This window comes from Desulforapulum autotrophicum HRM2 (genome assembly GCF_000020365.1).
GTDB classification, from domain to species: domain Bacteria; phylum Desulfobacterota; class Desulfobacteria; order Desulfobacterales; family Desulfobacteraceae; genus Desulforapulum; species Desulforapulum autotrophicum.
Window position 1 is genome coordinate 91,825 of record NC_012108.1, and the last position, 13,473, is coordinate 105,297.

Here is a 13,473-nt window from a genome sequence, read left to right on the forward strand (position 1 = left end):
CATAGCGGAAAGTGAGGTTTCATATGAAGGATAAGATACTCATTAAAGTCATCGACAGGCTGGAGTGATCTTCATCTTTTTAACAATTCGAGGGCTTCTGTCATATTTTTAAACCTTTGGGCAGGATCTATTTTACAGGCCTTTACAATAAACTGATTTAGCCCCCGGGGAAGTTCTGGGACAATTTGTTCAGGGTTTGGGATCTCTTTTTCACAACGCATTCTGGTAAAAAGCACCGAATCTTCCTCCGGGTAAGGCCTTTGACCTGTAACCATCTCAAAAGCAGAGATTCCCAGTGAGTATATTTCACTTTGCAGACTGGCTCTTTCGCCTTTCAATAATTCCGGTGCAAGATAAGGATATGCACCGTCAAAAATATCATCATCTTCATGGATGGAACAGGCAAGGCCAAAATCCACCAGCTTTACCCTGTCATCTTCAACAATCATCAGATTACCCGGGTTAATATCTTTGTGCAGAATCCCGCTGCAATAGGCATAGTGAATCGCCTGGCAGGTCTGGACAAGATAATTGATGGCTTTAGGAGGGGAGATTGTTTTATGCCGCTGGATGATTTCCAAAATGGATTCACCCTCAAGATACTCCATTATAATAAATATGGTCCGGTATCGCTCCACCATATCATACACTTTGATAATATTCCCATGGGCCAGCATGTCCACTATGTGAGCTTCTTTTTTGAGCCTTGCAAGAAAATCCGAGTCCAGAACCAGATGGTGCCGCATCATCTTTATGGCAACAGGGTTTCCGGATACCAGATCTTTTCCTCTATACACAATGCTGTATCCGCCCCGGCCGATAATATCCGTTGCCAGGTAGTTGCCGATGGTCCGATAGGATGTCGGCCTTTTTGAATCAAAGCGGTTTGCAACAATTTCGGTCAAAAATTCCCAAAGATCTGGATCATTTTTTGGAATGTCTTCGAATTCTGATCGTTTGATGACCCAGGCATCAATCTCACTTTCAGCTTCCACATGGGCCATACTTGGCTCTCCGGTAAATAAAGCACTCATATTTACAAGATCCCCTTCACTCCGATGATCGACCGGATAAAGTCGGCCATTTTTTTCCACCAGCACAATACAGGCACCCTGTCTGATAATATATGCCTCATCCATTTCTTTACCCTGGAACACAAACCGTTTCCCAGGCTTAATAAGGGTCCGCCTCAACTGCTTTAGAAAGGAGGATTCCTTTTGTCGGCAATGGACAAATCTTAAAAATTTAGTTCTAAGGTTCCGCGTGCCCTCTTCGGCAAGAACCATGTGGTAAAAATCACATTCCTTGCATTTTTCTCGTTTCTCCAGATAGTGACCCTGCCGATCTTTGAGACAAAGCGTGTTTGGAACCGCCCAGCAGAACCGTCCTGCGTTTTTGCCGGAATTGATACCTGAAAAACTTTGGTCCGACGCCGCAGGACAAATTTTGCCCAGCCCGGCATTCACACCTCCTGGTTCCAATCCGCAACCCATGTATTCCCAGCAATTTAGCCGTTTATTGCTCATGATTTTTTAATTTCGAAAATTAATTCTTTCATTTTTTGAAGCCTGGATAGATTATCGCTGATCATTTGTCGTGTGTTATACCCTGCTTCTTCTTCATCAAACTGGTTCTTTAATTCTCTTTTTTCATCTTCGGACAATTCGGTTTCTGCCATGGGATAGAACAAACGATTCTCTATGAAGATATGCCGCTTTAAAATTGAAATATAAACGGCAAGGTTTTCCAAAAGTGTTGTTGTGGCGATTTCACCGCATTTTTCATACCCAGTTAAAGAATCTTCTATCTTCTTTATACACCGCCGGTTTAACTCGTGCTGATAACGCAAAGATCCTATCCCAAGATCAATACGGCCACCCTTTTTGGACGCCAGAACGCTGAATAAAAGATATTCTTCTTTATAATGATGGAGTTGGTCTGCATATTCCTCAAAAAAAAGAACAGCTGTTTTAAAAAAATCTACTGAGGGTTGACGGTTTTGTTCCAGAAGGTCCCTTGCCTTTTCCAGATAGTTGATTCCCTGGAGGATATGGGCATGTTCTTGGGTTAATCTTGATAAAACATCCATAATTAGATTCCTTTGCCTATCTTTTGATAGTTTTACAATCAGAATGCTGGATATTTTCTATTGTTTTTTAATATTGATTAATAATCAAGGCCACCATCAGCATGATCATCACATCAGCCCCACCGGACAAATATGCACAAAAATATGTTAACAGTTATCAGTTAAATAGATATCTGATTATAATCACCAAATCATTGACTTAGATCAAGTAATTTTATTTTCAAGTTTGATTTGTACATAAACATAAGCTATTTATCATCTGGGATTCGCCAATTCCATTAATTGAATTGATCCGGAAAAAATGTAAAGAATGATTTTGATGATAAAACAATTTAAAGGCCAGCAATTTCGTAAGCAGGATTTGCTTCCCATGACTTGAGTATCAGATCTGAAGCAATTATTTGTTCCATATGTGCATTTAATCGGATTGTTTATTTTGGCTCAGTATGTTGTTTAAAAGAATCGATTCAGATCAAGGTTGCTGTTTTATCTGTTTCTTTTCTTTCTGATGGTCACGGTTCAGATGAAAATTGATCCAGGAAGAAGTCTTGTTCAACTCCCAATTTCTGGGAGGTACCTTATCTTCCAGAAAGGTGGACAGCTTGCCGGCATAATCCAGGCGCTTATATGCCCTGACCCATATGCATTCTTTATCCGGGTAGACCTCACAGGCACCATTCCGGCTGCCGCCGCAGGGGCCGTTGCGTGTATGCTTGGGGCACCCTGATTCAGGACACAGGAAGGCGGTGTGCTGGATGCCGCAGTCCCCACAACTCTGGCAGGACAGCAGGGGGATTTTTATGGGGTCTTCCAGGCAGTGTTTTAATACCCATTCTTTATCATGGGATTCCAGAAAAGCGGCCAGTTTTCGATAAACCGGTGCCAGCCCGGCTGTTTTGTTAAAAAAAAGATTATGGGCGAAACAAAGCATTCCATAGGGCCAGTGATTTATCACCCTCTCCTTTAGTCCGGGTTTGAAAGCAGGGATGTTTTTATCCTCAACGATTTTATCATAAACGTAATAAGCGTTTTTTTCCTTACCGGAAAATTCATTCATATGGGCGGGCCAGTCATCTCCAATTTTTTCCATGCGGTCCAGGATACGGGCAACGGTCGTGAAGCTCCGGTGTACACCACCGATGTGAATCCCCCGGAAACCGATCCCCTTGAGAATAGCACCCAGACGGGCAGACCTTTCAATGGCTGCGTTGAGGCCTTCTTTTGGGATTTTCCATTCCTGGGTCACCTTTTCATAAAGGGCATCAGACACATGGGCGCCAGGTACCCTGTGCTTGTTCATGGCCCGGGCCGCTTTAGGGCTGAGCAGGAAAACCGAAGCCATCACCGGTATGTGTGCATTCTTTTCATTATGATATCGGATCAGTTCATTGAATTTGTTGATGTCATAGCCGAGCTGGGTAATGGCAAAGGAGGCACCGGCATCAATTTTCATGTCCAGTTTCTTATATTGCGCCAGGCATTCTGATTTCAATGTTTTAAATGGGGAAACGCCGCATCCACTGAAAAAGGGATCTGGATCACCCGATGTCATCATGCGGTTGCTAAGCCCCTTTACCATGCGGGTCAAAAGGACGGAATCCAGATCAAATACCGGAGCCCCCCTTCCGCCAAAGCCTTTGCCGCTGTAATCCCCTGTCAGGCATAAAATGTTTTTCATGCCCATGCGTGCCAGCTGAAGGGCACGGCTTTCCATACCGACCCGGTTCATGTCCCGGCAGGTAAAATGAACAATGACATCCAGCCCATGCCTGAAAATTTCATATCCCAGCACATCCGGGGACAACGAGGGGTTGCCCCCGGGGTTGTCGGTTATGGATACGGCAGAGACCCTGCCGTCGGAAAACGCATCTTTTGCGATGCCAATCAGGGTATCGGTATTGCGGCCAAAAGATTCACGACCTGGTACCAGTTCAATGGTGATAACAAAGTTGTCAGGATTCATCAACTCTTCACTGAAAATACGAAGCATTCATATCCTCCTAATTCAATATTGCGGGATTTTTGCTTAGTTCCAGGAACTCCCGGTTCAGATTGCCACACAGGTGAAATAATTCAAGAATTAAAAAACGTTTCCATTGAGCAGGTGCAGTCGATCAAAGTTATCTTGAATTTAGCAAAAAGCCTGATGATGAACATATCATCTTGTTTCCCAGGGATTGATGGGGTAATGATGGGACGATCCAGAGGGTTTTCCCTGATTGCTTTTTTAACCATCCTTCTATAAGTAGTAATATGTTAATAAAGTCGATTAAATTTTATTTGTTTATAGCCGTGTCGGTTTATAAGAAACTCGCTTCGACCGACCGCCGGAAACGGGTGTTGCCCTTCACTCATTCTCGCAGGCCGTACATGGCCTGCTCCGAGGGAAATGGCAACTCCTTGGACCTCGTGTCCACCGTTGCCATTTAACCCGTTCAGGGCAACACCCGTTCCCACCGGCCTACTACTGTCGAGTTTCATGCTTCGTTGTGTCCACCAGGACATGTGGGTTTTATAAGAAACTCATGTCGAAACATCATTGTGAAAGTCTCGACTTTCGAGCCCTCTTTGGTTTCCCTGATCGGAACATTGTAAACCAAAGGGGATAGGATTTTTGCCCTTCCAGGCGTTAAGAAGCGCAGGCTGTTTGAGGACTTTAGCCCGCAGTTCCTGCGCTTTAGTCTGGAAGGGCAGAAATCCCCCCGACGTTTACCGTTCCGGTCAGGGTAACCAAAGGGGGCGGAATGGTACTATCGCCTGCCCTGTATCATCGTGTTTCATATTTCGTTGTGTCCGCTAGGACATGTGGGTTATAAAAAAGAAAGGCTCTATCGGGGGGGGCATCCGTTACCTGGGAGTCGCGTGACTTTAAGATTAACCGTACAAAAACAGGACCCGTATGTTACCGATACTCATATTTTGCACGCTGTTGGCTCTATTGACGGCCCTGCTGCCTTTATCGCGAAATTCACATTGGATTATCAGAGGGCTGGATTTCCCTCGATTGCAGTTTACGGTATTTGCAACTGTTTTGTTGATTGCTCATTATTATTTCCTCGATTCTCAAATGATTATCACCCAGGTACTGATTCTTGCCACGACTTTGTGTTTAATCTGGCAATTGTGGTGGATCTTGCCCTATTCTTTTTTATGGCCCAAAGAGGTCAAAACTTCCAGTGATGGTAGTGCTGATAAACAAATCAGCATTCTCACATCTAATGTACTCACTCCAAATCGTAATGCCGATGCGTTGATCAGGCTGGTTAAAAAGCATCAGCCCGATGTTTTAGTAACGCTGGAATCAGACCAATGGTGGGAAGACAAGCTTAAGGTCTTAGAGGCTGAAATGCCTTACAGCATTAAATGTCCCCTTGACAACCTCTATGGCATGCATGTTTTTTCACGTTTGCCCTTAGGTGGGCAAGAGATTTGCTATTTAGTTGAGAAGGATATACCATCCATACATGCAACATTAGAGTTGAGAACAGGTGACAAAATTCGTGCGCATTTCCTTCATCCAGCCCCCCCAAGCCCAACAGAAAATCCTGAATCAGCGGAGCGGGATGCTGAATTGGTGATTGTGGCTCGAAGTGTAGCCGAGAGTGACCAACCTGTGATCGTAACCGGTGATCTTAATGACGTTGCTTGGTCGGCCACAACTCGACTTTTTCGTAAAATAAGCGGATTGCTTGATCCGCGAGTGGGACGTGGCGTGTTTAATACTTTTCATGCGGATTACTTGATTGTGCGTTGGCCTTTGGATCATTTGTTTCACAGTCAACATTTTACGTTGCAAGACATTCAACGTTTGCCTTCGATTGGTTCGGATCATTTTCCTCTACTGACGATACTCTCGTTTACTCCGTTGCGAAGTGCCAGGCAGAAAGGTGTACAAGCCCGCGCTTCTGATCATGAGTGGGCGAAAGAGATATCTGAAGAACAGAATGTGGGCAAGAATGACGTGCCAAAGCCAGGCAAGACAGACTGATCAGCATCGTGATAGGGGTCCAAGGCCATCAAGATGAAATTTTCCACATGGTGCGTTTTTTAAGCTGTATTCTTTGTTGTATTAATGGGCACACATTTTAATATGCTCCAATTAATGCGCCTTGAAGACAAGCAAAAAGCCTGCATTCTATTGGCGTGTTTTAATATTTCCATGGTCCTAAAGGGGTGAAGTGTGATTCAAGATATCCGTAATACCCGAACCATTATTCTGAATAGTGGTAGTGCTGAAGCCAAGAAAGAGGAGATTCGCGACTATTTTCACGCGACGTACAGCATTGATGAACAGCTATATGAAACCCTCAAAGACGATGAGTGTTTTTATGTCCGGGCAGAGTTGCTGAGACACCCATTGATTTTTTATTTAGGTCATACGGCGGCCTTTTACATCAATAAGCTGATCATTGCAAAACTCATTGATCAACGCATCAATCCCAGATATGAATCAATGTTCTCAGTTGGCGTGGACGAGATGTCATGGGATGACCTGGATGAATCCCACTATGACTGGCCGACGGTGGCTGAAGTCAAAGCATACCGGGATGAAGTCCGCAAGGTTGTGGATGCGCTGATCACCTCCATGCCACTGGTTATGCCCATTACCTGGGATCATCCGTTTTGGACAATTTTGATGGGCATTGAACATCAGCGGATTCACCTTGAGACCTCTTCGGTCATTATCCGGCAACTTCCCATCGATCAGGTCCACATGCTCCCCTTATGGGAGATCTGTCCTGATACAGGCACTGCCCCGGAAAATGAATTGCTGTCCGTGCCAGGCGGTGGGGTAAACCTGGGAAAATCCAAGGACAGTCCTCTATACGGCTGGGATAATGAATTTGGCCAACATCAGAAAGATGTCTGGGACTTTTCTGCTTCCAGATACCTGGTTTCCAATTATGAATTTTTAAAATTTGTGGCGGATAAGGGATATTTTAAAAGTGAATTCTGGACAGAAGAGGGCAAGCGCTGGGTCGATTTTACAAAAGCCGAACACCCGCTGTTCTGGATCAAAAAACGAGACACCTACCAGCTTCGGACCATGTTACAAATTATTGAAATGCCCTGGGACTGGCCCGTGGAAGTCAACTATCTGGAGGCCAGGGCGTTTTGTAACTGGATGGGGGCAAAACATGACCAGTCGATTCGGCTGCCCACGGAAGATGAGTGGTATCGGTTACGGGACCTGCACAACATCCCGGATCAGCCTTACTGGGAAAAGGCACCGGGTAATATCAATCTGGAACACTGGGCATCATCCTGTCCGGTCACACGGTTTTGTTTTGGTGATTTCTACGACATCATCGGAAATGTCTGGCAATGGACGGAAACCCCCATTACCGGATTTGCCGGGTTTAAAGTCCATCCCTTTTACGATGATTTTTCCACCCCTACTTTTGACACCCGACATAACCTGATAAAAGGCGGTTCCTGGATTTCAACGGGGAATGCGGCCACCCGGGATTCCAGGTATGCATTTCGTCGCCATTTTTTCCAGCACGCAGGGTTTCGATACGTACAATCCAAACAACCATTGGAGGATCAGCAAGCCATGTACGAAAATGACAGGGCCGTATCACAATATTGTCAAGCGCACTACGGAGAAGACTATTATAATGTTGAAAATTTCCCGTTGAAATGTGCGAGTCTGGCGCTCGGATATATGATGGACCGCCCCAAAATCAAAGCGCTTGATCTGGGATGTGCTGTGGGGCGTTCCACGTTTGAACTTGCCAGGGAATTCAATTCTGTTGACGGTCTTGATTTCTCGGCCCGATTTATCCAGGTCGCCTTCCAAATGAAGCAGAAAAGCAGTATCCATTTTGAATTACAAGAGGAAGGCGATATTGTATCGTACCACGAGAAAAAACTGGAAGAACTGGGCCTGGAGCAATCCAAGCATAAAGTGGCGTTTTTCCAGGCCGATGCTTCCAACCTTAAACCCCGGTTCACCGGGTATGACCTTATCCTGGCTGCCAACCTGATTGATAGACTCTACGACCCGGTGAAATTTTTAACCACGATTCATTCCCGACTGAATACCAACGGGGTCCTGGTGTTGACGTCTCCCTATACCTGGCTGGAAGAATTTACAAAAAAAGAGAACTGGGTGGGAGGCATTCGAAAGAATGGAGAACCCTATACAACGCTGGAGGGATTAACGGATATTCTCAGTCATCATTTCAAAATGCTCGATGCCCCTCGTGATATTGAGTTTGTAATTCGTGAGACCCGGAGAAAATTTCAGCATACAATATCCCAGATGACCGTGTGGGAAAAAAGAAGCGAACAGGCGCCAGACACGCATGCCGTTTAAAACATAAGTCCTTAACGCCTCCCATCTTTGCTCGGATTTATCAAAAGAATTGCAACTGTGCAGTTCTCGCTGTCCCATAAATTCCACGGCTGCCGCTGGGAAGCATCGTGATCCAGATAGGACATTCCCATGCCCCACGTCTTTCAAAATCCAGCCAACTACCGCTTGCAACCTTTAGGTGAAAAATGATAGCAGTAGACAGGTGGAAATGGGTAATGCCCTGAACGGATTAAATGGCAAAGGTCGGTATAGTAAAGCGAACAAAAAGATTTAGGATAGTCTATTTTGAAACGGAAAACGAATTTTTCGTCCCATGTTATCACCATGTTCATCGGCTTGCTTTCATCCGTAGGAGACTGGCCGATTCTGCTGGCCGTCCGAAGGGGATTGACCCAGGTTTTACCCTTGATTCTTGTCGGTGCATTCGCACTATTGCTTTTAAATCTTCCTTTTCCTCAAATAAAAACAGTATTGGATGCGGTGGCAGGAGAAAATTGGTATAACCTCTGTCAGATCATTCAACAGGGTTCTTTCGGCATTGCGTCTTTGGCTTTTTTGATAAGTATCAGCCTGGCCTATGCCCAGCAGCGGGGAGATGTTTTAGCCGGTTACAGGGTGAATACCACCGCAACGACGGTGGTTTGCCTGTCTGCATATTTTGTTGTCGCCGTGCCTTTAAATGGAAGCATTCCCCCGGGTTTTTTTTCTCTGGGTGGTGGGCTTCCCATTGCATTCTGTGTGGCTGTGACCAGTGCGCCGCTGTTTTTATTTTTAATGGATCACAGTCTCCTTACCAAATACCTGGAATCCGTGGGAAGCGATCCGGAAGTCAATAATGCCCTGGCAGCGATTCCAAGCGGGTTCGCTACCATTTTTTTATTTGGGATTGTTCGAATACTCATGGAAAATGCAGGCTGGGGGGATCTTCATCACCAGGCTCAAAATTTTTTTGGCTCGCCGTTTAAAGACGCTGGAAATTCTCTTGCCACCGGCGTTGGTTATGTGGGATTGTCCCAGTTCCTCTGGTTCTTTGGCGTCCATGGGCCGAATTTGCTGTTTGGGGTGGAACAAGATATTTTAAGGGTTGCCTCCCAGGCGAATATTGACGCGGCTATACATGGTACTGAACCGATTTTTATTCTGACCAAGCAGTTTATTGATTCATTTGTACATCTTGGCGGTTCAGGCAGTACCTTGAGTCTTCTTCTGGCTATCTTTTTAAAAAGCAGGGAAAAAAATATACGGCGGCTGGCAGTCATTTCGCTTCTTCCTGCATTGTTTAACGTAAATGAGGTCATTCTTTTCGGACTTCCCCTGGTGCTTAACCCCATTTATGCCATACCCTTCATGCTTGCGCCGGTCATCCAGACATTGGTTGCATATGCTGCGACGGCACTCCATTGGGTCCCAATGACTGTCAACAACGTCCACTGGACATCCCCCATATTGCTGGGTGGATTTGCAGCCACAGGTTCTGTGGCAGGCGCTCTGCTCCAGTTGGTTTGTCTGGGTATCGGCACGCTGGTTTACCTGCCGTTTGTAACCCTTTCCAATTCACTTTATGCCCGGCGGTTTGATAAGGAAATTAAGGGCCTCGGTATCGCAGCTGAAAGCACTTCAACCAGCCCAAGTGGCAGGAAATGCATTGATCTCCCCGGCCAGACCGGGCTGTTTGCCCGGGTGCTGGCAGCAGATCTTGGCCGGGCCCTGGATAGAGATGATCAGATCTTTCTGGTCTACCAGCCCCAGGTAGATGTGGACCTGGGTCGCATTGTCGGCGCTGAAGCGCTGCTTCGATGGAAACATCCGACCCACGGCCTGATCCCCCCACATATTACGGTTGCTCTGGCAGAGGATACCCATCTTATATCCGATCTTGGGATGCGGGTTCTAAGTGACGCCTGCATGCACCATTCCGTATTACTGAATCAAGGTGAAACTGACCAGATTTTATCGGTAAACCTGTCTGCCCAGCAATTTGAAGACGAATTTTTAGTGGAAAAGGTTGTTGAAATCCTCAGAAAGACTGGTGTTAAAACAAATATGCTTAAGGTGGAAGTGACCGAATCAATGGTTTTAACACCGGATGTCAAAACGATCTCAATTCTGAAGCGGCTGAGGGAAATGGGAGTCAGGGTGGCAATCGATGATTTTGGAATGGGCCATACCTCTTTGCGGTATCTCAAAGAGTTCCCAGTGGATACGGTTAAGATCGACCGGTCTCTGACCCTGGAATCCCTTGATGGGATCAATGATCATATTGTTACCAGCATTGTCAGTCTTTGCGAAGCCCTGGGTGTTCAGATCATTGTTGAAGGGGTTGAAACCGAGGAACAACTCGAGCGCTTCCGGGAACATCGGTGCTCTTTTTTTCAAGGGTATTTTTTCAGCAAACCCATCAGTGGTGAAGCCTATGTGGAACTTGTGCGTGGACAAGTAAAATAGACATGGACAGTGTCTATAATCCCATGGAATTAAAGTTGTCAGGATTCATCAACTCCTGCACAGAATATATACAATTTTTGATCTACTTCCCAGGAATAAGGATGAAAACTAAGGGCAAAGGGTATTTTTTACCGGATACCGTATTTTTTCAACTTGCTGTGAAGGGTGGTGGGTTTTAGGTCAAGAATCTCAGCTGCACCACCTTTACCATATACCTTCCCCCCGGTTCTGGTCAGAACCTTTTGCAAATAGGCTTTCACCATGACATCAAAGCGCAAAAGCGCTGTCGCATCCAGGTCTGCCCCGGGCAGGCAAAAACTATCCTCTGGGGTTTCGTCCGCCACAATATGCTCAGCCCGGATGACTCCGCCCCGGCTGAGGATGGCAGCCCGCTCCAGGGTATTCTGCAGTTGGCGGACATTGCCGGGCCAGTCAGCTTGAAGAAGGATGTCAACACTTTCAGGAGCCAGGGCCAGGTCTTTATGGCCGGCCCTGGCCCGGATCTGCCCGGTGAAATATTCGGCCAGAATCAGGATGTCGCTGCCCCGCTCTCGCAGGGGCGGCAGCCGTATGGGAAAAACGTTCAGCCGATAGTACAGGTCTTCCCTGAAGCGATTTTCCCGGACGGCGGTGTATAGGTCCACGTGGCTTGCGGCAATGATCCGGACATCCACACTGATGGTGGATTCACCGCCAATCCGTTCCAGCTTCTTTTCCTGGAGGGCCCGGAGAAGCTTGGGCTGGATTTCCAGGGGAAGATCCCCGATTTCATCCAGGAAGAGGGTCCCCCCATCGGCCAGTTCAAAGCGCCCCTTTCTGGACGAAACCGCACCGGTAAACCCGCCTTTCTCATGGCCGAAAAGCTCACTCTCCGCCACGCCGGCAGAAATGGCAGAGCAGTTCACCGGGATAAACGGACCGCCCTTGCGGTCAGAGAGCCTGTGAACGGCCCGGGCCACAACCTCCTTTCCCGTTCCGGTTTCCCCCTGAATCAATACAGGGGTCTGGGAGGCGGCCACCATTGCAGCTGCATCCTTCACCCGATTCCAGCTTACCGAATTGCCGATGAGTTCGCTTAAGGCCCCGGCGTTGCGCTCAAGCAGAAAATTTCTCTCCTGGAGAATGGCCAGGTGTTCTTTTTCAAGGGCCTCCTTATCGTTGGACTGGGCAATGGCCAGGGAGATCAACTTGGACAAGGTCCCCACCAGGCGGACATTCTGGGGGGTAAACCGGTTACAGGAATGATGGTCCAGGGTGAGCACCCCCTGAAGAGTGTCATCCAGGTAAAGGGGGGTGACCATGCAGGAATGATCCGCCGGAAAATCAACCACCCCGGCGTAAGTGTCCACATGGGGTTCGGCCTCGTCAAACAGATAGGGTTTCCCCTCCTGTACAATGGCGGCAATGTCCTTTCGGTCCTCCAGGGAGAAGGTATAGCCTTCAAGGATTTTGGTTGCCGCTGGTCCCGCTGCCTTGAGGACCCTGAGCCTGCTCCTGCCCTCGCAGCTTAGGACAACGGCGAGTTCATATTCAATGAGTTCCCGGATAGCCGTTAAAACGATATCCATGGTTTTTTCGCATGTCAGGGTTGAGATGGGGGGATTCATAAGTCTCCTAACGAAATGTCGTTTTCACCGATATATCATTGGCACATAACCGATATTTCGTTTAATGTCAACTTCTGAAAAACCTACTTCTGAACAGATATGAAATTATTCCTTAAAAAACAACTATATATAAAATAGAATTTATATTGGCACTAAGATTGCTTTAAGATCACCACAAGATGTAGGCAGAACAAAAACATGAACTGGTAACACCACAACCAACACCAAACAAGGAGATTAAAAATGGAAAAATCCAACACCATGCCCATGCTGGGCGATACCTTCCCCGAATTTTCAGCTGCAACCACCCACGGCCCCATGAACTTCCCCCAGGATTTAAAGGGGCAATGGTTTGTGCTCTTCAGCCATCCTGCGGATTTCACGCCGGTGTGCACCACGGAATTTGTGGCCTTTCAAAAGCGGATCAAGGCCTTTGAAGACATGGGGGTAAAACTCATCGGCATGTCCGTTGATCAGGTGTTCAGCCATATCAAATGGGTGGAGTGGATTGAAGAAAAGCTGGATGTTGAGATCACCTTCCCCATTGTAGCGGCCAATGACGCCATTGCTGACAAGCTGGGCATGCTCCATCCCGGCAAGGGGGCCAATACGGTCCGGGCAGTCTTTGTGGTGGATCCGGAAAGCCGGGTGCGCCTGATGCTCTATTATCCCCAGGAGATCGGCCGGAACATGGATGAAATCGTCCGGGCCGTTAAAGCCCTGATCCAGAGCGATAAAGACGGGGTGGCCATACCTGCCGGCTGGCCGGAAAATGAACTCATCGGCGACAAGGTGATCATTCCCCCGGCCCAGGACCAGGCAGAGGCCAAAAAACGTCCCGGCCAGTATGATTGCTATGACTGGTGGTTCTGCTACCGGGATCTAAAATAAAGCCCAAACCCTTCTGGTATACCCCGGGCGGGGCCGAAGATAGTCTTTGGTCCCGCCTTTTTTGGCAATCTTCCTATTAATTCCTTGCAATCTCCAGATCCATGGGCGTCATGGAGTTC

9 protein-coding genes are annotated in these 13,473 nt (G+C 47.0%); 4 read left to right on the forward strand and 5 right to left on the reverse strand.

Features of this window, described 5'->3' with window-relative positions:
* Positions 1–71: 71 nt before the first annotated feature.
* The 4 genes from HRM2_RS00345 to HRM2_RS27435 form a co-directional block, all read right to left on the reverse strand.
* The gene (locus HRM2_RS00345) at positions 72–1,526 is read right to left on the reverse strand and encodes a protein kinase domain-containing protein (protein WP_148214526.1); all 1,455 of its coding nucleotides are present in this window, start codon (positions 1,524–1,526) and stop codon (positions 72–74) included.
* On the reverse strand, positions 1,523–2,089 hold the full coding sequence (locus HRM2_RS00350) for a hemerythrin domain-containing protein (protein ID WP_012662447.1): 567 nt from the start codon (positions 2,087–2,089) through the stop codon (positions 1,523–1,525). Before HRM2_RS00350 ends, HRM2_RS00345 begins: the two co-directional genes overlap by 4 nt.
* 472 nt (positions 2,090–2,561) lie before the next feature.
* Positions 2,562–4,079: a methylenetetrahydrofolate reductase C-terminal domain-containing protein gene (locus HRM2_RS00355; RefSeq protein ID WP_012662448.1), complete on the reverse strand. Its 1,518-nt coding sequence runs from the start codon at positions 4,077–4,079 to the stop codon at positions 2,562–2,564.
* A 266-nt stretch (positions 4,080–4,345) separates the two neighbouring features.
* Positions 4,346–4,570 (reverse strand): hypothetical protein, encoded by a 225-nt coding sequence (locus HRM2_RS27435; RefSeq protein WP_232364154.1) that lies wholly within the window; start codon positions 4,568–4,570, stop codon positions 4,346–4,348.
* Between the two features lie 418 nt (positions 4,571–4,988).
* Between HRM2_RS27435 and HRM2_RS00360 the strand changes: the two genes are divergently transcribed.
* From HRM2_RS00360 to HRM2_RS00370, 3 genes are all read left to right on the forward strand, one after another.
* A complete protein-coding gene (locus HRM2_RS00360) occupies positions 4,989–6,077 on the forward strand; it encodes an endonuclease/exonuclease/phosphatase family protein (RefSeq protein WP_012662450.1) in 1,089 nt (362 codons plus the stop codon).
* A gap of 192 nt (positions 6,078–6,269) precedes the next feature.
* The gene (gene ovoA, locus HRM2_RS00365; protein ID WP_012662451.1) at positions 6,270–8,411 is read left to right on the forward strand and encodes a 5-histidylcysteine sulfoxide synthase; all 2,142 of its coding nucleotides are present in this window, start codon (positions 6,270–6,272) and stop codon (positions 8,409–8,411) included.
* A gap of 285 nt (positions 8,412–8,696) precedes the next feature.
* Positions 8,697–10,856, forward strand: a complete 2,160-nt coding sequence (locus HRM2_RS00370) for an EAL domain-containing protein (RefSeq protein WP_012662452.1) — start codon at positions 8,697–8,699, stop codon at positions 10,854–10,856.
* Between the two features lie 128 nt (positions 10,857–10,984).
* On the opposite strand, the gene HRM2_RS00375 is transcribed toward HRM2_RS00370, so the two are convergent.
* Entirely contained in the window at positions 10,985–12,463 is a 1,479-nt protein-coding gene (locus HRM2_RS00375) for a sigma-54-dependent Fis family transcriptional regulator (protein WP_012662453.1), read from the reverse strand.
* 243 nt (positions 12,464–12,706) lie between these two features.
* Between HRM2_RS00375 and HRM2_RS00380 the strand changes: the two genes are divergently transcribed.
* Positions 12,707–13,354 carry a peroxiredoxin gene (locus tag HRM2_RS00380; RefSeq protein WP_012662454.1) on the forward strand — a complete coding sequence of 216 codons (648 nt, stop codon included), beginning with the start codon at positions 12,707–12,709 and terminating at the stop codon, positions 13,352–13,354.
* The last annotated feature ends 119 nt before the right edge of the window (positions 13,355–13,473 follow it).